The organism is Cytobacillus gottheilii, from assembly GCF_900166665.1.
In the GTDB taxonomy this organism is placed as follows: domain Bacteria; phylum Bacillota; class Bacilli; order Bacillales; family Cytobacillaceae; genus Cytobacillus; species Cytobacillus gottheilii_A.
In genome coordinates this window covers 1004793-1030971 of record NZ_LT800494.1, presented here as the reverse complement: position 1 = coordinate 1030971, position 26179 = coordinate 1004793, and the positions used below count along the sequence as shown (strand labels likewise).

The window sequence follows — 26179 nt, the reverse complement described above, 5'->3', positions numbered from 1 at the left end:
TCCAAAAACAACAATCTTTTAGAAAAGAGCCAATCATAAAAAAAGAAAGCAAAAAGAAAAGGATCCTTCATCAGAAGGATCCTTTCCACGCATACGTTATATAGTCGTTATCTCGACTGTTCAGGCTCCGGGTGAAATTTCGATTTTACTGGCTGCCCGCCTGTTTTTTCGTAGTTTTTCTTTGATTGTTTTATGATATCAAAATCACGGCCAAGCTCTAAATCAGCATTATTGATGCCGTTGCGTGTTTTTTGTTCTGGGTTATTTTGTTTTGAGCGTTTTTTGACCATCTTTATTCACCTCTTAGTGGGGATTTATAATCATTTTGTTTTGCAATTGCTGCAGCTGCAATCTCATGCGGTGCAGCTGTTCCCGCTGCTGTGAATTTGCACTATGAGCCAGCTGGCTTAAGTCATTATAGGCATTTTCAAGCGCTTCAAGGGCATTTGAATATCCATCATCGTTGTAATGCTCCTGAAGACGTCCATCCTGGAGCTGATCGCCTGCAAAACGAATTGCATCCTCACATTGCTGCAGGAGTGTATCAACAGATTCTCGAGTTGCCATTCTATTCTCCTCCTCTAGTCATCGCTCTGAAGCATTAGCTTCACTCGTTATTGTGTGCAATATCATGACTTCTTACTTACACTTTCAAAAAGTATAAATTAGCATTAAGCAAATGATTTCAGCGGCATACTAACTAGTATGCCTTTTTCGGGTGGGCCGCCGAATTGGCCAGTTTTCTTGTAAAGTTGCTTCCAATTGCATTGGATAACCCGTTTGCTTCATGATAAGATTATTCTTATGTTTGTACAAAATGCAGTTTGCTGAAACGATTTTGGTTTGGGAGAACGTTGTTGGATTGCTCCAGTTTTTATGAATCAATCCGCTCAGCATTAGGAGGTATTCTTTATATGAATGGAAATCCATTTCCATTTGCTGCTGATGATAAAAGGTATCATACATGGAACTATCATTTACGAAATGAATTTGGACATAAAGTGTTTAAAATTGCCTTAGATGGAGGGTTTGATTGCCCTAACCGTGATGGCACTGTGGCATTTGGAGGCTGCACCTTCTGCAGTGCTGCCGGGTCAGGTGATTTTGCCGGTAATCGGGCAGATGATCTCTCAAAGCAATTTCACGATATAAAAACGAAAATGCATCATAAATGGAAAGACGGCAAATACCTTGCTTATTTTCAGGCATTTACGAATACTCATGCACCAGTTGCTGTTCTAAGGGATATGTACGAGCGGGTTCTCCAAGAAGAAGGAGTTGTCGGCCTTTCCATTGCTACACGACCCGACTGCCTTCCAGACGATGTTGTTGAATATTTGGCAGAGCTGAATGAAAGAACGTATCTATGGGTTGAGCTTGGACTGCAAACGGTTCATGAAAAAACGGCTTCCATTATTAATCGTGCTCACGACTTTGCCTGTTATGTGGAAGGTGTAGAAAAGCTAAGAAAGCATGGCATCCGTGTCTGTTCGCATATCATCAATGGTCTGCCGCTTGAATCAACTGAAATGATGATGCAAACAGCCCAGGAAGTTGCCAAATTAGATGTACAAGGAATAAAAATCCACTTACTTCATCTGTTAAAGGGAACTCCCATGGTTAAACAATATGAAAAAGGGTTACTGAAGTTTTTAAGCCAAGACGATTATGTAAGCTTAGTATGTGATCAATTAGAGATTTTACCAGCGGAAATGATTGTACATCGCATTACGGGTGATGGTCCGATTGACTTGATGGTTGGACCCATGTGGAGTGTAAACAAATGGTCGGTATTAAATGCGATTGATGCTGAATTGAAACGAAGAAATAGCTGGCAGGGTAAATTTTATCAGCCTGTTAACCTGGAGGTAAAAGTATGAAGCTTGAACGAGTGCTGCCTTTCGCGAGGACATTGCTGGAGCAAGCCATTTCACCTGGGGATATTGCCATTGATGCCACATTAGGTAATGGACATGATACCTTATTTTTAGCACGATTAGTTGGTGAAACAGGAAGGGTGTATGGATTTGATATACAGGATGAAGCTTTGTTCTCCACAAAGTCACAGCTGACACAGCATGATCTGGCTGATCGTGTTACTCTGTTCCATAGCGGGCATGAGAACCTTTCCAGCTGCATCCCGCCTATCCACTACGGAAAGGTTACTGGCGCAGTCTTTAATCTCGGTTACTTGCCAGGTGGAGATAAATCGATCGTCACTCGGCCAGATACTACTATTAGCGCCATCGAGCAGCTGCTTGATATGCTTGCTCCTGAAGGGATCATTGTTCTGGTGATTTATCATGGACACCCTGAAGGAGCCGTAGAGCGTGATTATTTAATGCGTTATGTGAAACAAATTGATCAAGCAAGGGCCAATGTCCTGCTGTATCAATTTTTAAATCAAAAGAACCAGCCGCCATTTATTGTAGCCATCGAAAAGAAAAATCAATTAAGCTAATCCTCATAATTTAAGGCAATCCGTTTAATTGGATTGCCTCTTTTGATGCAAGGATATTTATCTTATTCATTCCGCACAGGTTTTAAATGATGAAGCGGCAGCCACTTTTGCAATGTTCGATAGATCCTTCCATTCCAATAAAAGAAATAGCTTACCATTCCGCCTGTTTTTATCATATTTTTTGCTACTCTCTTAATACTTGTATGCTTTCGAACCTTGTCATCAGACAAATACACACCAAGCAGGCCTCTATTAATAAGATGATGAAACCTGCTGTGCGGAAGCAGGCTTGTCTGCTTGTCTGCCTCTTGAACAAAATGCCTCAAACGATTAAAAAGCATTTGTTCACTTTCATAGTAAAAACAAAAGTTTAAATCTCCTCCTGCCCGATCTTCCTCCTGATCAATGAGGTAATCAAGCAGAATATGAAGCCCTTGGATATATGGAAAATACCCTTCACGTATATGATCAGCATACTGCGGAAGAAAATCTTCTCTCAGTGCATAAGATACGAGACAGAAAATCCCCAATGTAGAGCCCGAGCAGGCTGAAAACTCATACCATTCCATGTTTGGAATTTGCTCTTTATTTTGGCTATGCCATTTTTGGAGCCGCGGGACCCGTTCGTCCGGTGTCACATGTTTATGTATTTGCAAATCACAATAAAATCTGCTTAATTCAAGCAAATGTTTTTGAATCATATTATAATTCTGCAGTTTGCTTAATGTTTCTCTGCAAGAAGCAACTAGAGCTTCTAAATACCCGCCATCGTTTTGGTCTTCTCGAAAGCGATAGTATCGATTCCTGGGAGCAGAGTGTAAGCTTAAAGCATCCTCCATTGCTTCATGCAACGCAGAAAAGTCAGCAGGATCAAGTGATGTACTGCGATCACATAAATTATCCAAGTAATCACTAATGGTTTGATAGGCGACGATAAATTGAATGGCATCTTTATAATTCTCCATAGCAATCAATGCCATGATGGATCCACCCTCACAATGGAACGTTTTGCTATCGATACTCGCTAAGGCCTGCTTACGTAATTCCTGGTTAGGAATTTCTTCTGCTCGTATTCGCCACTGCTTAAGTTCAGCGTGTACAACAGGAAAGATTCTTCTATATACTTTGGTCATTAAACTAATTGGCATGGAAGGAACACTCATGAAGCTTTACCCCCTTTCCTAATAAATCGTCATTCAATAATATAACCGATCGCTTTCAGCTGACTTTCCACAAAGTCTTTTGCGTATTCAAATACTTCTTCTCTGCCTTCTTCATTAAAAATCTCATGATAATAGCTTGGCCATTCTTTAAAACGCTGCTCAGATAATGGAGCCTTGTTAAACCAATCTCTTACAACGGTTTTATTGACAATCCGGTCATCTCCACCCTGCATAAGGAGAAGAGGGATATCTTGGGTCTTTTCAATTTTTTCGAAGGCTGTCTTCATGGCTAAGACAAATTCTCTATACCATCTGACTGAAACCCTTTGTAAATATAAAGAGTCATTTAGGTCAGCTTCTCTGACGTCAGGATTACTTGTTGCCATTTCAACTGTAATCCCTGAAGAAACCATCATTCTAGGAAATACCTTATTTAGAACAAGAGATGCAAGCTGCAGCATTTTTGGTGTTTGGCGAACCAAGCCTAAAGAAGGTGAAGATAATATAATTCCTGCTAAATCCGTTTTTTGTTCTTGGATCAGCCGAATGGCAATAAGACCGCCCATACTATGTCCTAATAGAAAAACAGGCAAATCAAATTGATAAGCAGCATCAACCCATTGTTCTACTTCTTTTATATATTCATCGAAGGAGGTGATATGCCCTCTTCCCGATCTAGTCGTTAGTCCTTGTCCAGGCAGATCTCCCATGATGACATGAAAACCGGACATGCGCCATTTTTCTATTAACCAGCCATAACGGCCATGATGTTCCATTGCTCCATGAATCATCACAATAACAGCTTTTGCATCTCCTTCAGCTTCCCATTTCCACATCTGCAATTCCTCCCCGGACTACTTCTTTTCATTACTATTATAGCCTAGAAGCTTTTTCACTTCACGATTTAACTTTTACGCAGTATAGTCTTCATGCAGTCTCATTTCAATCATTGTGATAAAATAGGAGCAAGACATATAAACGAAAGGCAGGTCTAATAATGATCTATCCTTATCAAGAAAAACACCCAAACATTCATGAAACAGTCTATTTGGCAAATAACACTATTGTTACGGGTGACGTGAGCATAGACGAATACTCCAGCATTTGGTTCAATTCAGTCATTCGCGGAGATGTTTCTCCGACCATTATCGGCAAACGTGTTAATATTCAGGACAACTCTGTATTGCACCAAAGTCCAAGACGTCCATTAATCATTGAAGATGATGCCACAATTGGACACAGTGTCATTCTTCATAGCTGTAAAATCCGAAAAAAAGCTTTAATTGGAATGGGTTCTATTATTTTAGATGATGCTGAAATTGGCGAAGGTGCATTTATAGGGGCAGGCAGCCTTGTACCTCAAGGAAAAGTGATCCCGCCTAATACTCTAGCTTTTGGAAGACCAGCAAAAGTCATACGTGAACTAAACGAAGATGACCTAAAAGATATGGAGCGCATCTCTAGAGAATATGCTGAAAAAGGACAATACTATAAATCCTTGAAAAAATAACGTGCTATCTCCAAGGCTGTGTTTGTTTCAAAAAAAACATTAAGCCTTGAAGGCAAATGCTCTCAAGGTTTCTTACTTATGAATAAAGAAACTGTATCCTATAGTTACCCCAAATTTTGCAAATATATCCCTACTTAATTGTGTGATTGTGTTCACATTTATTGAAATAAACCGATAATAAATAAAGATAGCTTTAAAAGGATTGTTTTAAAAGGCGGTGATGCGGAATGGGTTTATTGATTGGATCTTTGCTTATTCTGACCATGATGAGCATTCTTGTCCTACTGGCAAAAAGGTCCCATTCACGTTTATATAAACCATCTCTATTTCTGCTTTTTCTAATCGCTGCAACGGTTATTTCCTCTCTTTCTGGCAAGCAAAAAATTGTTTTGGCGATGGAAAATTTCAGAGATTGGCTCGATGGACCTGTACAGTCTTCTTCAACAATAGAAACTGAGGAAGAAGAACCATTAATCATTAAATTGAAAGAGAAAATATTAATTGATGTGGCTGCGCTCAGCCAGTTTCCCCAGCTCCCGCGCGGCTGCGAGGTTACTAGTCTCGCCATGCTGCTTTCTCATGCTGGAGTAAAAGCAGACAAGCTTACTCTGGCAAAAGAAGTGGCAAAAACGGATGTTCCATATATAAATAAAAACGGACATATTTCTTTTGGTCATCCAAATGATGGATTTGTCGGTGATATGTATTCATACGACAATCCTGGTTATGGTGTATATCATAAACCAATAAAAAAATTAGCCGAACAGTATTTGCCCGGAAGAATTATGGATATTACAGGGTCTGACTTCGAAGATCTGAAAGTCCATTTATCCGATCATCGCCCTGTATGGGTGATCACTAATACAACGTATCAAAAGCTTCCTAAAAATATGTTTGAAACTTGGCAGACACCGAGCGGAAAAATTGATATTACCTATAAAGAGCACTCTGTTCTTTTAACAGGCTACGATCAATCATATGTCTATTTTAACGACCCGCTAACAGGTGAAAAAAATAAAAAAGCGCCCCTAGATTCATTTGCAGAAGCATGGGTTCAAATGGGCAGCCAAGCAATTACGTATCTATCGGAATAACGAAAAGCCTGGGCATATGCCCAGGCTTTTTCTTAATGCTGCAGCTGTTTAGCTTTTAGCGCGTCCTCTTCAAATGAGTATTTCTTTTCAATATAGACTGCATGCCAAACCATAAACATCAGCACTGTCCATATTTTACGGCTGTAATCTGCCTTGTTTTGACAATGATCTTCAAGAAGCCTTAAAACATAATCCTTGTGAATTAAATGATCTGTTTGGCTTTCACGAATAATGTTTTTCGCCCATTCATTCATTTCATTTTTTAGCCAGTGACGAATTGGAACAGGGAATCCAAGTTTTTTCCTATTCAGGACGTGATCAGGCACAACACCTTCAGCAGCCTTACGAAGGATATACTTAGTAGTGCCATTCGCCGTTTTTAAGCTTGTCGGAATAGTAGAAGCTACTTTAAACACTTCTTTATCAAGGAAAGGCACGCGCAGTTCAAGCGAATGTGCCATCGTCATTTTATCTGCTTTAAGAAGAATATCTCCGCGCATCCAAGTATGAATATCGATATACTGCATCGTATCAACCGGGTCATATCCGCGGCTTTCCGCATAAAGCGGCTTCGTGATGTCTGTATATTTCAAACCATCGTTATACACATGCAGGAGATTCTTCTTTTCCTGTTCTGTAAACATCTTGGCATTTCCAATATAGCGCTCTTCCATTGGTGTTACTCCGCGTTCAATGAAGCTTTTTCCCTTCATGCCCTCTGGCATCATTTTCGCTAACAAACGAAGAAAAGATTTACCGACCGCAGGAATTTTGTTGAACATTTCTAATGATTGAGGCTCACGATAAATATTATATCCGCCAAACAATTCGTCTGCCCCTTCACCTGATAAGACAACTGTGACATGCTTACGTGCTTCACGCGAAACAAAGTAAAGCGGTACACAAGCCGGATCAGCAAGCGGATCATCCATATGCCACATAATCTTTGGCACTTCATTCATATATTCTTCCGGCGTAATAATATAGCTGATATTTTCTACACCAAGCTTTTCAGCCGTTTCCTGAGCAACATCAACCTCACTAAAGCCGTTATGCTCAAAACCAACCGAGAATGTTTTAATGGATGGGTGATATTCTTTAGCAATAGACGCAATGATGGATGAGTCAATACCGCCAGATAAAAAGGAACCAACTGGCACATCACTTCTCATATGCATTTTTACTGAATCGAACATTACATCCTTAATCTCTTTAATAAAATCAGTTTCTGATTTTTGAACAGGTTTGAAAGATGCTTTCCAATAACGCTTAATCTCCATCTTTTCGCCCATTTTTTTCGTGAAATAATGACCAGGCTCAAGCTTGTTAATGCCATCTGTCATCGTAAACGGTTCAGGTACAAATTGATAAGTTAAATAATGCTGAAGCGATTCATAGTTAATGACGTCATTTTGCTGAGCAAGCATAATGCTCTTCTTTTCAGAAGCAAAGAATGTTTTCTCACCATCATCAAAATAAAAGAAAGGCTTAATTCCAAACGGATCTCTTGCGCCATAAAGGCGTTCTTCCTGCTTATCCCAAATAACAAATGAAAACATACCGCGCAGTTTTTCTACGGCCTTTTCTTTGTAATGGCTGAACAACGCAATAATCACTTCCGTATCAGAATGCGTAACAAATGTCAGCCCTTCTTGAATTAATTCTTCACGGAGCTCTACATAGTTGTAAATCTCTCCATTAAAGATAATCCAGAAACGCTCATTTTCATAAGTCAATGGCTGATGTCCGCTCTCAATATCAATAATACTTAGTCTGCGGAATCCGAATTGGACATAATCATCGTAATAATAGCCAGAATCATCTGGACCTCTATGTGTAATCACATTGTTCATTTTTGTAAATTGTTCTTTCACATCTTCACGGTATTGCTGTGCCTGATTATGCACGCAACCAATAAAACCACACATGTATGTAGCACCCACTTATCTGTTCAGTCTTGAGTTTTTCTTCATATAAAAATACCTTCTAATACTACCATTAAATAGCCGAAAATGGCACTACCTAATGTATTAAATTCATGTTACTTCTATTGGAAAAGAGAGGAAATGAGAAAACTGGCTCCTTCTTAGCTTTAACGAATTCAGAAGAGGATAACCATCTGCAGATACACCTATATACTCTTTGACGTTAAAAAATGCGAAAATGTTTCATTTTTATGTGGTTGCAGGCTGAGATCATTAAATTAACGATTCAATCAAGTGATAAACTGTACAAGACGCTGCTTTAAGCCTCCTTCGCCCCTTAGCTTTCCTTTATGGGTTTTAGAGGTGTATTTCTGCGTTTTACGCGACTTTGTTTTCCTTTTTCTGGATTTAAGAGGTGTGTTTCTGCGTTTTACGCGACCCTGTTTTCCTTTTTCTGGATTTCAGAGATGTGTTTCTGCGTTTTACGCGACTCTTTTTTCCTTTTTCTGGATTTCAGAGGTGTATTTCTCCCTTTTCCACTCCTCAATTTCCCTTTTTCAAGGTTTCAAAGGTATGTTTCACCCTTACCCGCCTCTCCGCACCAATGTTTCCTTTCTCTAGATTATAAAGGCCTGCGTATCAACCTCTTACGTTCACCTTTTTCCTTTCCTCATTCCTAATGCACCTCTCATAACTTCATAGACCTAAGCCCTTGCTGAATCTCTCTCCGCAATCAAAAAAGCTAACCATCGGCATGTAAACCAATGATTAGCTTCTTTCTAAAAGTGCTATTTTTTACTGTAAAGCTTCTGTACGAAGAGCATCAGCTTTGTCAGTGCGCTCCCAAGGAAGGTCTAAGTCTGTACGGCCAAAATGTCCGTATGCAGCAGTCTGCTTGTAGATTGGACGGCGCAGATCAAGCATATTGATAATGCCTGCTGGGCGCAAGTCAAAGTTGTTTCGGACAACATCAACAAGAACATCCTCAGATACCTTACCTGTTCCAAATGTGTCTACAGAAATGGATACAGGCTGCGCTACACCAATTGCGTATGCAAGCTGAACTTCAACTTTATCAGCTAATCCAGCTGCAACAAGGTTTTTAGCAACATAACGAGCAGCATAAGCAGCAGAACGGTCCACTTTAGTTGGATCCTTACCAGAGAACGCGCCTCCGCCATGACGTGCATAGCCGCCGTACGTATCAACAATAATTTTACGTCCCGTTAAACCTGCGTCCCCTTGAGGTCCGCCGATTACAAAACGGCCAGTTGGGTTAATAAAATACTTAGTGTTTTCGTCAATTAACTCACTTGGTACAACAGGGTTAATGACATATTCTTTTAAATTACGCTGAATTTGCTCTAATGATACTTCAGGATGGTGCTGAGTAGAGATAACAATTGTATCAATGCGAACTGGTTTGTTATTTTCATCATACTCAACTGTAACCTGTGTTTTACCGTCAGGACGCAGGTAAGGAAGAATTTCCTCTTTGCGAACTTCTGTTAAACGGCGTGATAATTTATGAGCTAATGAAATTGGAAGCGGCATAAGCTCCTTTGTTTCATTACAAGCAAATCCGAACATTAAACCTTGGTCTCCTGCTCCAATGGCTTCAATTTCTTCATCGCTCATCTGACCTTCACGCGCTTCAAGAGCCTGATCAACACCCATAGCAATATCAGCTGACTGTTCATCAATTGATGTTAAAACAGAGCATGTCTCAGCATCAAATCCATATTTCGCACGTGTATAGCCAATTTCTTTAACTGTTTCACGAACAATTTTTGGAATATCTACATATGTAGAAGTTGTAATTTCTCCAGCAACTAATACAAGCCCTGTTGTTACAGACGTTTCTGCAGCAACACGTGCATTTGCATCCTTTGAAAGAATTGCATCTAGAATAGCATCAGAAATCTGGTCACAAATTTTATCTGGATGACCTTCAGTTACTGATTCAGAAGTAAACAAACGGCGTTTTGTTGACATCTGGGTTCCTCCCTAACTTCAAATTGGCAAGATTATTGTATGACAATGAATCTTAAATTGATACGGAACTCATTCCCTTAGTAGTATGAAATAAACATGGCGATTTTATTATAATTGGTCGAAATTCAGCGGTAACAAAAAGTACATTCCGCTTGATTCTGCCGCCATAAAAAGCGTCTGACTGCAAAATAAAAAACCTTCTCACAAGTGAAAAGGTTGAAAGCAAATCGATTCGCGCCTTTCACTCTTATCGTTCAAGGACTGGATCCTTGCTTCAGGTTAGCACCTTTGCCTTATAAAAAAAATAAGCAGGTTGCTGGGTTTCATAGGGCCTGTCCCTCCACCAGCTCGGGATAAGAGAGTATCCGTTCAACTGTAAATATTAGCGTACAAGTCTAAAGGATGTCAATTTATTTTTCTAAACTAATTGTAAATTCCTCATTAAACCACTCGGATTTATTACAAAGCACAGCTTCCATCATCACATTTCCTTCTAAAGAACTTGTGTCTATTTTTAGCAACCCATTTATAAATGGGGTTGCCAATTAGGGGCACAAGCGGGAGATACATCAGTAAGCCGAGCACAAAAACAGGCGGGCACTGAAGCATTATTAGTCTTACAGCATAATATCCTTTTACAACTTTACCATTGCTTGTGATCAGATGAATTTCTTTACGTAATTCCTTTTTATTAAAATGTGTTCCATCAGAGATTTTTTCATATTCCTGAAGAGACATCCAAGCTGCCTTGCCTCGCCAATCGAGCTTTTCGAATACACGTTTCGACTCCTTGCATAATGAACAAGTTCCATCATATAAAACGGTCATCTTCATTTAATCAGCTCATTTCGTACTTTTCTTTATTTTAACATTCCTTTAGTAAATATGTAAAAATGCTTTAGGAGGTTGCACATTTTATGAATTTCTTTTTCACAACACACACAAATAGTATAGACTATTCATATAAATGTGTTATACTATTCGAGAGATGTAATCACTTTCATAAATTGTACTACTAATTCTAAAAAAAGGAAGGTATTCATCAGATGAACTCTGTTAGCCTGTCGAACGGATTATCACAATTATTAAATTCCGAACATATTCACACACAGCTTTCTGTCCCACAGCTTGTTGAAAAAGTATTAAAGAGAGGCGAAGGTGTGTTAACCTCTACTGGTGCTGTTCGTGCCACTACCGGGACATATACGGGACGCTCTCCAAAAGATAAGTACATTGTTGAAGAACCTTCTACAATCGGTAAAATTGATTGGGGCCCTGTAAATCAGCCAATTTCTGAAGAAGCATTTTCCCGTTTATATGATAAGGTCCTGTCCTATTTAAAGAATCAAGATGAAGTTTTTGTTTTTAAAGGATATGCTGGTGCAGATTCAAAACATCGCCTTCCCATTCAAGTAATCAATGAATATGCTTGGCATAACTTGTTTGCACATCAGCTTTTTATCCGTCCGTCGGCTGATGAATTGCCGGGTCATAAGTCTGAATTTACTGTTATTTCAGCACCAAACTTTAAAGCGGATCCTGAAATTGACGGAACAGCATCCGAAACTTTTATCATTATTTCTTTTGAACGACGCACAGTGCTAATTGGCGGTACAGAATATGCTGGAGAGATGAAAAAATCAATTTTTTCGGTTATGAACTATATTCTTCCTGAAAACGGGATCCTCCCAATGCACTGCTCAGCCAATGTCGGAAGAGAAGGCGATGTTGCTTTATTTTTTGGATTATCCGGAACTGGAAAAACAACCTTATCAGCTGATAACAATCGCCGTTTAATTGGAGATGATGAGCACGGCTGGTCACCAAATGGCGTATTTAATATTGAAGGCGGCTGCTATGCGAAATGCATTAATCTCGCAGCTGAAAAAGAACCTCAGATTTTTAATGCCATTCGTTTTGGAGCTGTCCTGGAAAATGTTGCGCTAGATCATGAAACTAGAATCGCTGATTATGATGATAACACGCTGACAGAGAATACTAGGGCTGCCTATCAATTGCAGGCAATTAATAATATTGTTGATCCAAGTGTCGCAGGGCATCCAAATACAATTATCTTCCTGACGGCTGATGCATTTGGCGTACTGCCTCCTATTTCTAAGCTTTCAAAAGAACAGGCTATGTATCATTTCTTGAGCGGCTATACGTCCAAGCTGGCTGGCACAGAGCGGGGAGTTACGTCACCGCAAGCTACATTCTCTACATGCTTCGGTTCGCCATTCCTGCCGCTGCCTGCAATACAATACGCTGAAATGCTCGGCAAAAAAATGGATGAACATAATACAAAGGTTTATTTGGTCAATACAGGATGGACTGGCGGAGAATACGGTACTGGAAGCCGCATGAAACTCGCATATACCAGAGCAATGGTTGAAGCAGCCTTGGAAGGCGAATTAAACAACGTTGAAACCATCAAGAATGAAATCTTTGGCTTGGACGTTCCGCTTCATGTAACCGGCGTTCCTGATGAAGTACTTCAGCCTCATAAAACGTGGGCTGACCAAGAGGCCTATTATAAAAAAGCAAAAGAACTTGCAGCCAAATTCCGTGATAACTTTAAAAAGTTTGATAATGTAGCTAATGACATTATTGAAAAAGGCGGACCGGCTGTATAAAGAAACTAGCCAATTGGCAAGCTTATTAGCCGCCGAATTTTCTTCAATTCTGCTAATATACTCTCTCTTGAAAGAGTAAAGAAAACACCCCCAATCCATTAAAAGATTGGGGGTGTTTTTTAGTTAGTGCTTTTTAAGGCAACCAGTTTGTAGGTAATCGTTGTTTGATTATTTTCAAGTGTCAATGTTTGGATGATTCCTGTTCCGCTCAGTTCACCGTCTTTTGTCTTCTTTACTTCAAGAGGGATGTCTAGCGGATAAAGGCGATAGCCGTCTTTCGTCAGCTTAAAATTATTTTCATCCAATCTTTTTTCTTTCCCTTTTGTCACAATCATTGTATTTAACTCTAATGGCATTCCCATTGATTTCGCTCCTTCAAGATTACTGATTCACCTTATTTTATCATGGCTGGGTTTGTTTTTTCATCCAGGCAGTTAAGTCGCGGACTATTTTTCTATTCATTACCGGAGGGAAATAATGCGTATAGTCTTCAAAATACCAGCTTTCATTTGATTTCTGAAGCTCATTTAACCGTTTTTCAAGCCTATATGAGTGTTCAATGGATACATTTTGATCCTTGACTCCGTGGATGATTAAAATAGGTGCTGACACTTTCTCCAACTCATATAAAGGAGTTCGAAAACGGTATTCATCAGGAAATTTCACAGGTGTTCCGCCAATCACCCTCTTCATCATTCTGCGGAGATCCTTTCGTTCCACATATGTCAGTGACATATCACTTACACCGCCCCAGGTGACAACAGAGGCAGTCTGTGGAAAATGAATAGCCGTTAATAGCGCCATCACTCCACCTCTGGAAAATCCAAAGACATGCACATTCTTAACGAGTGGATGAGATTCTAGTAATTCAAAAGCTGCAAACGCATCTCCTCTATCTTCTCCAGCAAAATCTTCATTCCCTTCACCGCCTTGATTACCTCTATAAAAAGGGGCAAAGATGATGAAGCCCTCTGAGGCAAATTGGGTAATCCGTGCTGGTCTTACCTTTCCTACACTTTTAATTCCACCTCTTAAATAAAGAAATCCTTCATACTGCCCATCTCCTTTAGGCACTGCCAACAAACCCTTCATCAGCAGCCCATCACCATAATAACTGACGAGAAAGAGATCGACTTCTGGATGCGGAGATGGAAAACGAATTTTAGAATGTAAATGTTTCATCTAAATCAGCTCCGTCAGATAACAAATAATTTTTCTTTTATAGGCATTCACACATTCCGCCCTTATTCATACGATATTTTAGGCATTTACACCAAGTTAGTTTGTAAAGGAGGATTATTTACTTATGAAAAAATCTCTAAAAATCAGTTTCTCTATTTTGCTTATTTTTGTACTTATTATTCCACTGGCAGCCTGCGGAAGCAGTGATCTGCAAAAAGTGAAAATTGGCGAGGTTACGCGCTCCATTTTTTATGCACCTCAATATGTCGCCATTGAAAAAGGCTTTTTTGAAGAAGAGGGGCTTGATATCGAGCTTACCACAACAGCAGGCGGAGATAAAACAATGACTGCTTTGCTCTCCGATAGTATCGATGTTGCACTTGTTGGTTCTGAAACTTCTATTTACGTTGCAGCTCAGGGAGCAAATGATCCGGTCATTAATTTTGCGCAGCTCACTCAAACAGACGGAACTTTTTTAGTTTCCCGTGAAAAGATTGATAATTTCTCATGGGAGATGTTAGAAGGCAGCACATTCCTTGGCCAGCGTAAAGGCGGTATGCCGCAAATGGCTGGTGAATTCACATTAAAAAAGCATGGAATTGATCCACACAATGATTTAAACCTTATCCAAAATATTGACTTTGCAAACATTGCACCATCCTTTTCTTCAGGAACAGGAGAATTTGTTCAATTATTTGAGCCAACTGCAAGTGTATTTGAAAAAGAAGGGATCGGCCACATTGTCGCTTCGTTTGGGGTTGAATCAGGACATTTGCCTTACACGACTTTTATGACAAAAGACAGTTTTATGGAAGAGAACAACGAAACCGTTGAGAAATTTACAAGAGCAATCTATAAAGCACAGCAATGGGTAGATTCGCACAGCGCAAAAGAAACAGCTGAAGCCATTAGCGGCTACTTTGAGGATACAGATACCGAAATTATTGAAATGGCAGTCGATCGCTATAAAAGTCAGGGTTCCTTTGCAACAGATCCAATCCTTGATGCAGAAGAATGGGATAACCTGCAAAATATTATGGACGAAGCAGGAGAACTTCCAAAAAGAATTGATTATGAAGAACTTGTTAACACCGAATTCGCAGAAAGTGTAATGGAATAAGAAAAGCGGAGGCGGCTTGCCCAGGAACGACTTATGACCTCGAGCGGCTAGCCGCCGGAGCTAGACCGAGAAAAGCGGAGGCGGCTTGCCCAGCCGCGACAAGCATAAAACAATTTAATAGAAGGCTATAACATTTTAGAAAAAGAGGAGGCCGATGATGGATTTCTTAAAAATTGATCGAATACATCACACCTATTTTACAAAGACCAGTGCAGTTACGGCCCTCTCCGATGTTTCGCTTATGGTTGAAGAAGGGGAATTTGTTTCCTTTCTTGGCCCAAGCGGATGCGGGAAAACGACGTTGCTTTCAATCATCGCCGGACTGCTATCTCCAACGGAAGGAGATGTAACACTGAAGAATCAGCCTGTACAGTCTCTTCAGCACGATATTGGCTATATGCTGCAGCAGGACTATCTTTTTCCTTGGAAAACAATTGAAGAAAATATTTTACTTGGTTTAAAGGTTGCGGGTCGCTTGAATGAAGAAAACAGAGAAACGACCATTCGTTTACTTGAAGAAATGGGCCTTGTAGGAGTACAGTCACAATTCCCGAAGCAATTATCAGGAGGCATGCGGCAAAGAGCAGCATTAGTACGTACACTTGCAACGGAGCCAAAACTGCTTATGCTGGATGAACCCTTTTCTGCACTCGATTATCAGACAAAACTTAAGCTCGAGGATCTCGTATCCAACACGCTAAAATCATTTAAAAAGACAGCTATTTTAGTCACACATGATATAGGAGAAGCGATTGCGATGAGTGACCGTGTATTCCTATTCTCTGCAGGACCAGGGCAAATTCATAAAACATTCATAATACCAAAAGAACTAAGAGATAGCACCCCATTTGAGGCTCGGAATCATGCAGCTTATTCTGATATTTTCCAAACGATATGGAAGGAGCTGGAATCCCTTGGAACAAAAGATGAATACTAAAATTTTGCATTCGCAATACATTCAATCCCTAAAAAAAGAAAAGCGATGGGTCCGCTTCTATCAAATCGTTATCTTCATCGTTTTCTTCGCTCTTTGGGAGCTTGCGAGTCAACTGCAGTGGATCGATCCGCTCATTTTCAGTTCACCGTCAAAAGTGTGGGCATTATTCCTTGATAAAATGGCAGACGGCAGCCTTTTGGCTGATTTAAGCTATACATTAGGAGAAACAGTACTAGGCTTTATCTTAGGAACACTTCTAGGGACTGTGCTGGCAGCGATCCTCTGGTGGTCGCCGATGCTCTCAAAAATATTGGATCCTTATTTAGTCATCTTAAATTCCATGCCTAAGGTAGCGCTTGGTCCTATTTTAATCGTTGCACTCGGACCAAGCTTTACATCCATTGTCGCCATGGGTGCCATCATTTCAGTTATCATCACGACCATTGTTGTCTATACCGCCTTTAGAGAAGTTGATCCAAACTATGTGAAGGTTATGCAAACCTTTGGAGGTACAAGAAAGCAAATCTTTAAAGAGGCTATTCTTCCATCCTCATTTCCTGTCATTATTTCAACGTTGAAAGTAAATGTTGGATTATCATGGGTTGGGGTCATTGTCGGAGAATTTCTTGTTGCATCCAAAGGATTAGGATATATGATTATTTACGGATTCCAAGTATTTAATTTTACGTTAGTCATGCTTGCACTGCTTGTTATTGCTGTTTTAGCAACCGTTATGTACCAGCTTGTCGAATTGCTTGAGAAAAAGCTGATTAGAAATAACTGATGACGTATCAATAACCCGATGAGACCGCCATTCTCCATGCACCGATTCCGGCTGCTGGAGATAATGGCCTCTACATATCATGAGAATGGATTATCCTTAATCATTGCAGAGAATTCCATCTTTTTAGGAAAATTTCTACAATATCATCCTGCATAATAAAACTGAACTGAGATTCCCATCGTTTTTGAAGAATATCTCCCTCCATTAACACAGGACCGTTTGTTTCCAAGTAAGATTCCAATACGGACAAATCCGCTAATTCAGCGAAAAAAACTGCTTTTACATAAGAAGTTCCATTTAAATTGAGTTCATATTCCCCAAGAAATATTAGGTTTTCAATCCTTCCTCCCGTCTCCTCCCATACTTCTCTAACCGCTGCTTCTTCAATGGTTTCTCCCTTTTCTGCTTTACCTCCGGGAAACTCCAAGCCTCTTTCTTTATGTTTTGTCAGCAGCCATTGATTATTATAAATGGTGATGACTAACACATGGGATGCAGGCTGATGAAAACTGCCTTTTGAAAAAGACCAGCGCAGCACCTCACCCTTTTCTTCTTGAAAATGCACCATTAAAATCACTACTTTACTTAAATTTTTAATTATTTTATCACGATTTTAAATTTAGTGCTTAATACATATCCATCTTGGGTAATAGAAAAATAATTTCATATCTACATAGGAAAAATGGAACATTTTTAACAATTTTGAATCTTTTTTGGGAAAAACATCGTATAGTTTAATTGAAAAAAGAAAAGGAGTTGTATTCATTGAATAAAAAGCCGTTTATACTTATTAGCTTTATCACAGCCTTTATGCTGTTTTTAGCAGGCTGTGGGCAGACAGCAGACCCAGTAGGCAGTGAAGATCAGGAACAAGAGCAAGATCAAGAAAAAGTTTCTGAGTTAACGCTTGAAGAGGTATTCGAGAAATCAGCAGCTGCTTCTGAAGAATTGAAAAGCTTTAGTGTTGATATGAATTTAGTCCAGGATATTAGTCTTGGTGAAGAAAGCATGCAAACAAACTCTGATATTAGTATGGATGTAACAGCTGAGCCTTTAGCGTTTTATCAGAATATGACGATGAGCCTTGCAGGTGAATCAATGGAAACAGAGAGCTATTTTACTGAAGATGGGATTTTTATTTATGACACAGCAAGTGCACAATGGATGAAATTCCCTCAAGAGATGTCTGATCAGCTTCTTCAGTTATCTGATCAGCAAACAAACCCTGGAGCAGAATTGAATAATCTGCAGGAGTTTGCGGATGATTTCACATTTGAGCAGGATGATCAAAATTATATCTTAAAATTAGATGCCAGCGGTGATAAATTTAACGAATTTATTAAAGAAACAGCTATGGAAAATCTACCGCCTGAGTTGGCAGCTGGTGCTGGTGAAGAAGCATTCGAAGGACTAAACATCAACAGCGTACAGTATGAAATACTAGTTGATAAAGAAACATTCTATCCAAATGTTCTTAATATGACGATGGATATGGAAATGGGCGTTGAAGGCGATACCGTTAATGTTGTTCAAACGGTGAATGGCGAATACACAGACTTCAATAATATTGAAAGCATTACAGTACCGCAGGAAGTTCTTGATTCAGCGGTAGATATGGCACTATAAATAACGAAGCCCCGGCATTCCTAGAGAATGCCGGGGCTTTTTTATTGCCCTGCGCTTCATTTCTGCTCCGGAAGAATCCCCATACTTTCAATATGTTCTTTTGCCGTATGATCTCCATGTTTATAAATAAAGGCGTAAATTTTCTGTAATGTTGAATCATAGGCATCATTTTCCTGATCATAATGGTATTGTACATATGGCACATGTGCCCGGTAGAAGTTTTGCCATTCAGTAGAATAGTTTTGATCAAAATATTCCCTGAGGGTGATAATCTCTTCGTCATTTGCCTCAATTTTAAAATCCCAGGGCGAGCTTGTAGAGCTCTGCGAAATTTCACCGTTTGCCAATCCAATATAATATGTCTTTTTTTCATCCATCATTTTTACCGCTCCTATCCAAACATTTTCTCTTAGTATGAATCGCGGGTCATCATTTCATGAAAATAATTTGAAAAATACGATCAAACGAAAAGTTAATACATATACTAACGTAAGACTTACACTTTAAAAGCGCATATATTAATCTTTTTAAGGGTAAAAACATATTAAAGGAAACGGAGGTGAATAGACATGAAGCTAATAGATGAACTGTATGAGCTTTACCGTGATAAGCTCACAGGAGATGAGGAAGACATTGACATGCTCGCCTTTGCTTTCCTGGAGGAAATGAATCGGGAAGATTTACTTGGCATCATTCATGATCTAGACAACCAAGAGCTGAACAATTTAATGGGGATTTATTTAATTGAGAGCTTAAAGGGAAAATTCGCAAGTGAAGACTACGGGCAAAAAAGAGTACTGCCTGTGCATCAGCGCAATATACATTGATTTACATAAAGCTGAAAAGAATAGCTGGAACAAAACTAAATCAAAACTCCTTAGAGTTTTGATTGGCAATTTTAAGAGAATGTTGAGAAAACCTTCCAAAAAGGATTTTTATTAAATGGAAATGTGGCTGAGACATACGTTTTAACACGACCATAGAACATAGAACCGAATGGTTAGGAAGTAAATCTTTCTTATCTCTCGGTTTTTTGTTTTTATTTAGTAATTCTTTTCAAACATGAGTGAAATAGAGCGGAGGACTCTCAACTCCTGTGGGCAATTGAGGAGAAGGTGAAATTCCACAGGGCAGCTCGACGAGGAGATACAGCTCTATGATCCACGAAAAACAGAGTCCGCAGTGCAGGTGGAACGAGCTTGTTTAACTAAACTCTCTAAATGTATACTTCTTTGAGGTCTAAAAAGGCTGATTCAACTCTTGTTGAATCAGCCTTTTAATAAACATTATCCTAAGTATGCTTTCAGCATCCAAATATGTTTCTTTAAGCTTTGTTTAACGGCAATAAGCATATCGCCAGTTCCTTCATCGTTTGCTTCTTCTGCCAGTTCAATGGCTTCTTGAAGCTCGTCCACCATCTTTTCGAAATCTTTACAGATGCTTTTTACCATTTCGTCATCTGTTTCAGTCCCTGTTGCTTCTTTTAGTGAAGACGTTTCTAAACAATCCTTCATTGTGGCAACCGGTTTTCCTTCTAAAGCTAATATTCTTTCTGCGAGTTCGTCAATATGCACATTTGCTTCATTATATAGTTCTTCAAATTTTTCATGCAATGTGAAAAAGTGACGACCCTTAATATACCAGTGGTAATTGTGCAATTTCACATATAAAATTGTCCAATTTGCGACTTGCTGATTGACAGATTTAATAAGATTTTCGTTCATTGTATCATCCTCCCTTTTTATAATACCCATTTCTTCAAAAGTAAAACGGAGAATAACTAGCTTGAAGGGTGATTGATTTTATCATGAATGATTCATTTCATGGTAGAATAGCATGTGTAAAGGGGGACGATCCAGATGATGTATATAGCCATTGTGGTTATTGCCATACTAATTGTATTTACAGTATTAATTTTAAGTGTAGTGACTACGTCAAAAGCATACACGTTTAAACATACGGTTGATCCGCTTCAGGATGAGAATGTTTCTGATCCTTCTTCAGACCATCAGCCAAGACAAACTGATCAATAATACAGAAGGGAATTACACTAAATGGATATCTATTCCATCCTACTTGGGGTGCTTTTCTTTTTAAATATTGTGCTTGCAATTATCGTTATTTTTCTTGAGCGCAAAGATGCAGCTTCGACCTGGGCATGGCTAATGGTTTTATTCTTTATCCCTTTTCTCGGATTTATCATGTATCTTTTATTTGGACAAAATTTGACGAGAAGAAAAATGTTTCAATGGGAAGATCGTAAAAAAATTGGAATTGACAAAATGCTGTCAGATCAAATTATTGGGATTAGTACAAAAAGCTTCGAATTTCATAATGAAGTGATTCAAAATAGCCGTGACATTATTTACATGCATTTGGTCAACAACGATGCTGTCTTAACACAAGATAATGCTGTCAAAATTTACACAGATGGCGATGACAAGTTTGCTGCACTTTTCAATGATATCGATGCTGCCAAGGATCATGTTCATTTGCAGTATTATATTCTAAAAAGGGACAATCTCGGAAAAAGGCTGCTAAAACTTCTGATTGCGAAAGCAAAACAAGGTGTCAAGGTACGAGTACTATACGACGATCTAGGATCAAGAAGCTTAACGAAGGGCTTTTTTAAAGAGCTAAGAGCAGCTGGCGGTGAGGTTGAAGCTTTTTTCCCTTCAAGATTTCACTTTATCAATTTGCGATTAAATTACCGTAATCACCGTAAATTGGCCATTATCGATGGAAAAATAGGCTATGTTGGCGGATTTAATGTTGGAGACGAATATTTAGGATTAAATCCAAAATTCGGATATTGGCGGGATACGCACTTACGCATCGAGGGCAGTGCTGTATATCCGATTCAGACAAGGTTTATTCTTGATTGGAACCAAGCGTCGCACCGGCATGATATTCATTATGCTCCTTCTTATTTTCCACTACTTGAAAATACGGGAACTGTAGGCATGCAAATCGTTACAAGTGGCCCAGATTCAGAATGGGAGCAAATTAAAAATGGTTATTTAAAAATGATTTCTTCCGCTAAAGAATCCATACTTATTCAGACGCCTTATTTTATTCCAGATGCAAGTGTGCTTGATTCGCTGAAGGTCGCCGCATTATCAGGCGTTGATGTGAGAATCATGATTCCTAATAAGCCTGACCATATGTTTGTTTATTGGGCAACATATTCTTATATTGGAGAAATGCTTAAAGCAGGTGCTAAGATTTTCATCTATGAGAATGGCTTTATTCACGCAAAAACCATTATTGTTGATGAACAGATTTCATCAGTTGGCACAGCGAATATTGATGTTCGAAGCTTCCGACTTAATTTTGAGGTAAATGCTTTTATTTATGATCAGAACGTTTCCACCAAGCTAGTAGACAGTTTTGTTGAGGATGTTGCCCTTTCAAAAGAGCTCACATATGAAGATTATTTACACCGTCCATTATGGATTCGGTTTAAAGAATCCATTTCAAGGCTGCTCTCACCGATATTGTAGAAGCTGCAGAGTATTTCAACTTTACAGATGAACAAAAAAGGACGGAATGCCCAGCGCACTCCGTCCTTTTTATGCTTATGCAAACACTTGCTTTAAGTCTTCTTTTGATTGACCAAGCCAGAATTTCATAAGACGCTTGGCGCCTTCTAAGTCATGAAGCTTAGCTTGACCGCACTGCTTTTCATTTGCAGCAGGAATCTCTACTGTTTCTATTGCGTCTGTTAGCGTTGCTTCAAGCAGGTCAATAATTTCCTCGACAGTTGGCTCTCCGCTGACAACTAAATAATAGCCCGTCTGGCAGCCCATTGGCGAGATATCAATGATATCAAAATGATCGTATTTCTCAGAATGTGTACGAATATTAAACGCAAGTAAATGCTCTAATGTATGAATAACATCCGGCTTCATTGCCTGTTTGTTCGGCTGGCAGAAGCGGATATCAAATTTATTAACAACACCGTCTGAACCTACTTTATGAACTCCGCAATGTCTTACATACGGGGCTTTTACGGCATTATGATCTAATTCAAAGCTTTCAACTGAAGGCATTGTAGTCACTCCTTATTTTCTGCAGCTAAAAATGGATAGCTAGCTGCTGTTTACGTACTGCTTTTATTATACAATAAATTCCGAGTAATTTCATCAACTTAATCGTAAATTCTATAATTTAGACGATTGCACTATTATATGATATCGTTTTAACATACATGATGAAATGAAAATAAAGGAAATGATCAAATATGATTCTAAAAAAAATATTATTAGGACTTTTCCGCTTTTACCAGGTCGTTATATCGCCTTTAAAGCCTCCTACTTGCCGTTTCTATCCAACCTGCTCTCACTACGGGATTGAATCTGTAAAGCGCTTCGGAGCCTTAAAAGGCGGCTGGCTAGCTATTAAACGCATCTTTAAATGCCATCCATTTCACCCTGGGGGTGTTGATTTAGTACCTGAGGAATGGCCAGATAAAAAGAAAAAGATTAAGACCGATAACCATCAATAACCAGATCTAGTTTTCCTGTATCCGGATGGATTACTAAACCATGTACAGGTACATCCTTAGGCATTAATGGATGTTTTTTCACCATATGTACACTGTGGGCAACACTATCTTCCACTTTTTCGAAGCCATTTAGCCAATCTTTCACATCAATTCCTGAATAAGTCAGTGAGTCTAGCGCATCCTCTGAAATGCCTCTTTCTTTCATACTTTCAATGACTGCATCTGCTTTCATCCCGCTCATACCGCAATCATGGTGGCCGATAACAAATACCTCATCCGCCTGAAGCTGATAAACCGCGACAAGGACACTTCGCATAATGCTGCCAAATGGATGTGTCACTAATGCACCAGCATTTTTAACAATTTTCACATCACCATTCTTTAAGTTCAGTGCTTTAGGCAAAAGTTCAACAAGCCTAGTGTCCATGCATGTAATGATGACCATTCGTTTGTTTGGGAACTTGGTCGTTGAAAAGTCCTTAAATCGTTCTTCCTTAACAAACTCTCCATTATACTCTAATAATTCATTTAGTAGTTTCATTCTCTATACCTCCAGAGTCAAAATTTCAGCTTAATAAATAAATACTTATACACATCATACAAAATCCTTCCTTTCTAGACAAATTTAACACTTGCATTTAAGTATGGGATTTTGTAAGATTACATAGTTAAAATCGTAACCATTACGAGATATAAATCGGAATAACTACGATAGATTGAGTGAAGGTTTCTTAAACTAGCTATTAGCTTAAAGAGATTGCCAAGATGCCCTTTTGTAAATAATAGAGTCGAAGTAACGAAATAGTTCGTTTAATGTTCAATATAAAGGAGAAACGAGATTTTATGAAAAAAACCATATTTACACTTATAATGCTGCTAAGCTTGATTATAACTGGCTGTGCAAGCAATAATACAACAGCAGAAGATAAAGACGGAAAGTCAATGATCTATACAACTGTATATCCACTTCAATTTTTCGCACAGGAAATTGGCGGTGATTATGTAGAAACGAAGTCTATTTACCCGCCGGGAACAGATGAGCATACATTCGAACCGTCTCAAAAAGATATGATCTCATTAGCTGATGCCGACCTCTTTGTTTATATCGGTCTAGGTCTTGAAGGTTTTGTAGAAAAAGCAAAGGATACCCTTAAAAACGAAGATGTAACACTCCTTTCAGCAGGAGAAAACGTTTCAATTGAATCTCAAGAACATGATGATGAAGAGAAGCATGAAGAGCATGCTCACGATCACGAGCATGATGATCATGATCATCACCACGAATCACATGATGGTCATAATCACGGAGATATTGATCCACATGTATGGCTCAACCCACTTTATGCAAAAGAAATGGCAGAATCGATCAAAGATGCTCTAATTGAAGAAATGTCTGAACATAAAGAAGTATTCGAAGAAAACTATGAAACTCTTTCAAAGGATTTAGATTTACTAGATCAACAATTTACAGCTGCGATTGAAGCGGCACCGAAAAAAGAAATCCTTGTTTCACATGCTGCTTATGGTTATTGGGAAGAGCGTTATGGAATTGAACAAATTAGCGTTTCAGGACTAAGTACATCTAATGAGCCGTCTCAAAAACAGCTGCAAAGCATTATTGAAGAAGCAAAAGAACATCAGCTTCAATATATATTCTTTGAACAAAATGTCAGCTCCAAACTCACTGAAGTCATACAATCAGAAATCGGTGCTGAAGCATTAACGCTTCACAATTTAGGTGTATTAACAGATCAAGATATTCAAAATAAATCCGATTATTTTTCGCTTATGAATGAAAACCTCAATAATTTAGAAAAGGCCTTGCAATAAGACGATTAGTAGCATCCAACGAATAGGCTTAAGCGTAAGAACTTTAGCTCATGTTACCCCGAACAAACAGCGGATATGATCTGCCTAATTGTTCGGGTCTTTCTGTTATCTTTCGTTAATAGTTTAAAAAACTCGCAGATTAGAGCTAAGGAATCCCTACTCCTTGGGCTAAAAATATAAATTCTTTTTATATATTTGTTTATTAGCTGATATTTGGGGAAAGATAATAATAACAACAAATAACAGGAGTGAAAATAAAAATGATCACAACATTTATCACACTTGGAATTGCATTTGCTGCTGCGGCCGGTTTAAGTTCAATTGCTGTAAAAAAAGAACAATTTTTATCTGAATAATACAAAAAAGATGCCAATAAGGCATCTTTTTTTGTTTCATAAAGAATCCATGGCAAGAGGTGTAAAACGCCAATGCTTTGGATCACTTCCTGTCCAATATGTGGATACCTATTATTTTTGTTATAATAATAGCATCAATTGGAAAGAAGGAATATCATGAAAAAAATAGCCTCTATACAGCCCCCTAAAATGCCAGCGAGACTTACAGAATTTAAGAAATTAGAAGATGATGACGATTTTTTCATTCATGCTTCTATCTTTTCTCATACAGATTTCCCTTTTTTCAACACAGACAGGCTTACCTTTGAGCAAGTTATATTTCAGAATGTCAGATTTACAGATGAAGAACTGCCACAGTTAAATCTCACAGATGCCATCTTTGAAAGCTGTGATTTATCTAATGCGGATTTATCGAACGCAGTTATTCATAGAGCTATTTTCAAAGATTGCAAGCTGACTGGTGTGAATTTTTCAGATGCCACTTTGCGAAATGTTGTCTTTGAAAATTGTCATTGTAATTATATTTCATTTGGATTTGCAGATTTAAAGCAAACGAAGTTTCTTCATACTGATTTAAGACAGGGAGATTTCTTTGAAATGAAACAATCTCAACTCCAATTTCAGCAATGCGATATAGAAGCTGTTAATTTTACAGGCACAGAATTAGATGGGATTGACCTTACTACCAGTACATTTGATGAATTAGTCATTACACCTGAATTGCTTAAAGGCTGTATTATTACAAGCACACAGGCAGCCGCATTTGTGAGTGCTTTTGGAATGCTCGTTAAATATGAATAGCACTTGTTAATCATCTTGATCGCTTCTCTGAGGTGAAAAGGAACCTTTTTATCGGCAAATGGAGATGATTGTTTAACAGGAAAAGGGACTCAGGATCTGCATGGTGTATTTCCTGAGTCCCTTTTTAATATGCTTTTTTCCATTATTCTTCTATAAATCAATTTTAGGCAATTCTCTTTGAGGCTGGGACAAAACGAAATTAATATTTCTAAAACACGAATATTCAATATCTTAGTTTCGGTATTTAATCAAGAC

29 protein-coding genes and 1 riboswitch are annotated in these 26179 nt (G+C 38.7%); of the genes, 15 read left to right on the top strand and 14 right to left on the bottom strand.

Annotated elements, in window-relative coordinates; all coding sequences use genetic code 11:
* Window positions 1-107: 107 nt before the first annotated feature.
* Window positions 108-290 carry a glycogen biosynthesis protein GlgD gene (locus B7E07_RS05135; protein ID WP_080844356.1) on the bottom strand — a complete coding sequence of 61 codons (183 nt, stop codon included), beginning with the start codon at window positions 288-290 and terminating at the stop codon, window positions 108-110.
* Between the two features lie 13 nt (window positions 291-303).
* A complete protein-coding gene (locus B7E07_RS05130) occupies window positions 304-567 on the bottom strand; it encodes a YtzC family protein (RefSeq protein WP_080844355.1) in 264 nt (87 codons plus the stop codon).
* Between the two features lie 347 nt (window positions 568-914).
* On the opposite strand from B7E07_RS05130, the gene B7E07_RS05125 reads away from it, so the two are divergent.
* Window positions 915-1880, top strand: coding sequence for a tRNA modification radical SAM protein MnmL/YtqA (locus tag B7E07_RS05125; RefSeq protein ID WP_080844354.1), 966 nt, complete (start codon window positions 915-917; stop codon window positions 1878-1880).
* Window positions 1877-2461, top strand: a complete 585-nt coding sequence (locus B7E07_RS05120; protein ID WP_080844353.1) for a tRNA 5-(aminomethyl)-2-thiouridylate-methyltransferase MnmM — start codon at window positions 1877-1879, stop codon at window positions 2459-2461. Before B7E07_RS05125 ends, B7E07_RS05120 begins: the two co-directional genes overlap by 4 nt.
* Window positions 2462-2523: 62 nt before the next feature.
* Here the strand turns inward: B7E07_RS05120 and B7E07_RS05115 are convergent, their stop codons facing one another.
* Window positions 2524-3624 (bottom strand): tetraprenyl-beta-curcumene synthase family protein, encoded by a 1101-nt coding sequence (locus B7E07_RS05115; protein WP_080844352.1) that lies wholly within the window; start codon window positions 3622-3624, stop codon window positions 2524-2526.
* 29 nt (window positions 3625-3653) lie between these two features.
* Window positions 3654-4460, bottom strand: coding sequence for an alpha/beta hydrolase (locus B7E07_RS05110; protein ID WP_080844351.1), 807 nt, complete (start codon window positions 4458-4460; stop codon window positions 3654-3656).
* A 161-nt stretch (window positions 4461-4621) separates the two neighbouring features.
* Here B7E07_RS05110 and B7E07_RS05105 point away from each other — a divergent pair, with 161 nt between their 5' ends.
* Window positions 4622-5134, top strand: coding sequence for a gamma carbonic anhydrase (locus B7E07_RS05105; RefSeq protein WP_080844350.1), 513 nt, complete (start codon window positions 4622-4624; stop codon window positions 5132-5134).
* A gap of 227 nt (window positions 5135-5361) precedes the next feature.
* Complete coding sequence (locus B7E07_RS05100) at window positions 5362-6228, top strand: C39 family peptidase (RefSeq protein ID WP_080844349.1); 867 nt, start codon at window positions 5362-5364, stop codon at window positions 6226-6228.
* 32 nt (window positions 6229-6260) lie between these two features.
* Here B7E07_RS05100 and asnB read toward each other — a convergent pair whose 3' ends face one another.
* The 3 genes from asnB to B7E07_RS05085 form a co-directional block, all read right to left on the bottom strand.
* Window positions 6261-8156: an asparagine synthase (glutamine-hydrolyzing) gene (gene asnB / locus B7E07_RS05095; protein ID WP_080844348.1), complete on the bottom strand. Its 1896-nt coding sequence runs from the start codon at window positions 8154-8156 to the stop codon at window positions 6261-6263.
* A gap of 792 nt (window positions 8157-8948) precedes the next feature.
* Window positions 8949-10148 carry a methionine adenosyltransferase gene (gene metK / locus B7E07_RS05090; RefSeq protein ID WP_080844347.1) on the bottom strand — a complete coding sequence of 400 codons (1200 nt, stop codon included), beginning with the start codon at window positions 10146-10148 and terminating at the stop codon, window positions 8949-8951.
* Window positions 10149-10392: 244 nt separating this feature from the next.
* A riboswitch (SAM riboswitch) is annotated at window positions 10393-10508 on the bottom strand.
* Between the two features lie 99 nt (window positions 10509-10607).
* Complete coding sequence (locus tag B7E07_RS05085; RefSeq protein ID WP_080844346.1) at window positions 10608-10982, bottom strand: thiol-disulfide oxidoreductase DCC family protein; 375 nt, start codon at window positions 10980-10982, stop codon at window positions 10608-10610.
* A gap of 212 nt (window positions 10983-11194) precedes the next feature.
* Here B7E07_RS05085 and pckA point away from each other — a divergent pair, with 212 nt between their 5' ends.
* Window positions 11195-12781 carry a phosphoenolpyruvate carboxykinase (ATP) gene (pckA, locus tag B7E07_RS05080; RefSeq protein ID WP_080844345.1) on the top strand — a complete coding sequence of 529 codons (1587 nt, stop codon included), beginning with the start codon at window positions 11195-11197 and terminating at the stop codon, window positions 12779-12781.
* Window positions 12782-12900: 119 nt separating this feature from the next.
* Here pckA and B7E07_RS05075 read toward each other — a convergent pair whose 3' ends face one another.
* Window positions 12901-13143: a DUF2584 domain-containing protein gene (locus tag B7E07_RS05075; protein WP_080844344.1), complete on the bottom strand. Its 243-nt coding sequence runs from the start codon at window positions 13141-13143 to the stop codon at window positions 12901-12903.
* A 40-nt stretch (window positions 13144-13183) separates the two neighbouring features.
* A complete protein-coding gene (locus B7E07_RS05070; protein ID WP_080844343.1) occupies window positions 13184-13963 on the bottom strand; it encodes an alpha/beta hydrolase family protein in 780 nt (259 codons plus the stop codon).
* A 124-nt stretch (window positions 13964-14087) separates the two neighbouring features.
* Between B7E07_RS05070 and B7E07_RS05065 the strand changes: the two genes are divergently transcribed.
* From B7E07_RS05065 to B7E07_RS05055, 3 genes are all read left to right on the top strand, one after another.
* Window positions 14088-15083 carry an ABC transporter substrate-binding protein gene (locus B7E07_RS05065; RefSeq protein WP_080844342.1) on the top strand — a complete coding sequence of 332 codons (996 nt, stop codon included), beginning with the start codon at window positions 14088-14090 and terminating at the stop codon, window positions 15081-15083.
* Window positions 15084-15240: 157 nt separating this feature from the next.
* Window positions 15241-16020: an ABC transporter ATP-binding protein gene (locus tag B7E07_RS05060; RefSeq protein WP_080844341.1), complete on the top strand. Its 780-nt coding sequence runs from the start codon at window positions 15241-15243 to the stop codon at window positions 16018-16020.
* Window positions 16010-16804 carry an ABC transporter permease gene (locus tag B7E07_RS05055; protein WP_139785700.1) on the top strand — a complete coding sequence of 265 codons (795 nt, stop codon included), beginning with the start codon at window positions 16010-16012 and terminating at the stop codon, window positions 16802-16804. The genes B7E07_RS05060 and B7E07_RS05055 overlap by 11 nt, the downstream gene beginning before the upstream one ends.
* Before the next feature lie 100 nt (window positions 16805-16904).
* On the opposite strand, the gene ytkD is transcribed toward B7E07_RS05055, so the two are convergent.
* Window positions 16905-17372 (bottom strand): RNA deprotection pyrophosphohydrolase, encoded by a 468-nt coding sequence (gene ytkD, locus B7E07_RS05050; RefSeq protein ID WP_080844339.1) that lies wholly within the window; start codon window positions 17370-17372, stop codon window positions 16905-16907.
* Window positions 17373-17569: 197 nt separating this feature from the next.
* On the opposite strand from ytkD, the gene B7E07_RS05045 reads away from it, so the two are divergent.
* Window positions 17570-18430, top strand: a complete 861-nt coding sequence (locus tag B7E07_RS05045) for a DUF6612 family protein (protein ID WP_257391400.1) — start codon at window positions 17570-17572, stop codon at window positions 18428-18430.
* 56 nt (window positions 18431-18486) lie between these two features.
* Here B7E07_RS05045 and B7E07_RS05040 read toward each other — a convergent pair whose 3' ends face one another.
* Window positions 18487-18810 (bottom strand): hydrolase, encoded by a 324-nt coding sequence (locus tag B7E07_RS05040; RefSeq protein ID WP_080844338.1) that lies wholly within the window; start codon window positions 18808-18810, stop codon window positions 18487-18489.
* A gap of 189 nt (window positions 18811-18999) precedes the next feature.
* Here B7E07_RS05040 and B7E07_RS05035 point away from each other — a divergent pair, with 189 nt between their 5' ends.
* Entirely contained in the window at window positions 19000-19257 is a 258-nt protein-coding gene (locus B7E07_RS05035) for a DUF6154 family protein (protein ID WP_080844337.1), read from the top strand.
* A gap of 459 nt (window positions 19258-19716) precedes the next feature.
* Here the strand turns inward: B7E07_RS05035 and B7E07_RS05030 are convergent, their stop codons facing one another.
* Window positions 19717-20154 (bottom strand): Dps family protein, encoded by a 438-nt coding sequence (locus B7E07_RS05030; protein ID WP_080844336.1) that lies wholly within the window; start codon window positions 20152-20154, stop codon window positions 19717-19719.
* A gap of 135 nt (window positions 20155-20289) precedes the next feature.
* Between B7E07_RS05030 and ytzI the strand changes: the two genes are divergently transcribed.
* Together ytzI and cls are read left to right on the top strand one after the other, a co-directional pair.
* Window positions 20290-20463: a YtzI protein gene (gene ytzI, locus B7E07_RS05025; protein WP_257391399.1), complete on the top strand. Its 174-nt coding sequence runs from the start codon at window positions 20290-20292 to the stop codon at window positions 20461-20463.
* Between the two features lie 21 nt (window positions 20464-20484).
* Entirely contained in the window at window positions 20485-21933 is a 1449-nt protein-coding gene (gene cls, locus B7E07_RS05020) for a cardiolipin synthase (protein ID WP_080844335.1), read from the top strand.
* 75 nt (window positions 21934-22008) lie between these two features.
* Here cls and B7E07_RS05015 read toward each other — a convergent pair whose 3' ends face one another.
* Window positions 22009-22482 carry an S-ribosylhomocysteine lyase gene (locus B7E07_RS05015; protein ID WP_080844334.1) on the bottom strand — a complete coding sequence of 158 codons (474 nt, stop codon included), beginning with the start codon at window positions 22480-22482 and terminating at the stop codon, window positions 22009-22011.
* Window positions 22483-22673: 191 nt separating this feature from the next.
* Between B7E07_RS05015 and yidD the strand changes: the two genes are divergently transcribed.
* Window positions 22674-22937 carry a membrane protein insertion efficiency factor YidD gene (yidD, locus tag B7E07_RS05010; RefSeq protein WP_373886043.1) on the top strand — a complete coding sequence of 88 codons (264 nt, stop codon included), beginning with the start codon at window positions 22674-22676 and terminating at the stop codon, window positions 22935-22937.
* On the opposite strand, the gene B7E07_RS05005 is transcribed toward yidD, so the two are convergent.
* A complete protein-coding gene (locus B7E07_RS05005) occupies window positions 22915-23478 on the bottom strand; it encodes a beta-class carbonic anhydrase (RefSeq protein ID WP_080844333.1) in 564 nt (187 codons plus the stop codon). The two genes, yidD and B7E07_RS05005, sit on opposite strands and share 23 nt — an antisense overlap.
* Before the next feature lie 302 nt (window positions 23479-23780).
* Here B7E07_RS05005 and B7E07_RS05000 point away from each other — a divergent pair, with 302 nt between their 5' ends.
* Together B7E07_RS05000 and B7E07_RS04995 are read left to right on the top strand one after the other, a co-directional pair.
* The gene (locus tag B7E07_RS05000) at window positions 23781-24767 is read left to right on the top strand and encodes a metal ABC transporter solute-binding protein, Zn/Mn family (protein WP_080844332.1); all 987 of its coding nucleotides are present in this window, start codon (window positions 23781-23783) and stop codon (window positions 24765-24767) included.
* 512 nt (window positions 24768-25279) lie between these two features.
* Window positions 25280-25924, top strand: a complete 645-nt coding sequence (locus B7E07_RS04995) for a pentapeptide repeat-containing protein (RefSeq protein ID WP_080844331.1) — start codon at window positions 25280-25282, stop codon at window positions 25922-25924.
* Window positions 25925-26179: the final 255 nt, after the last annotated feature.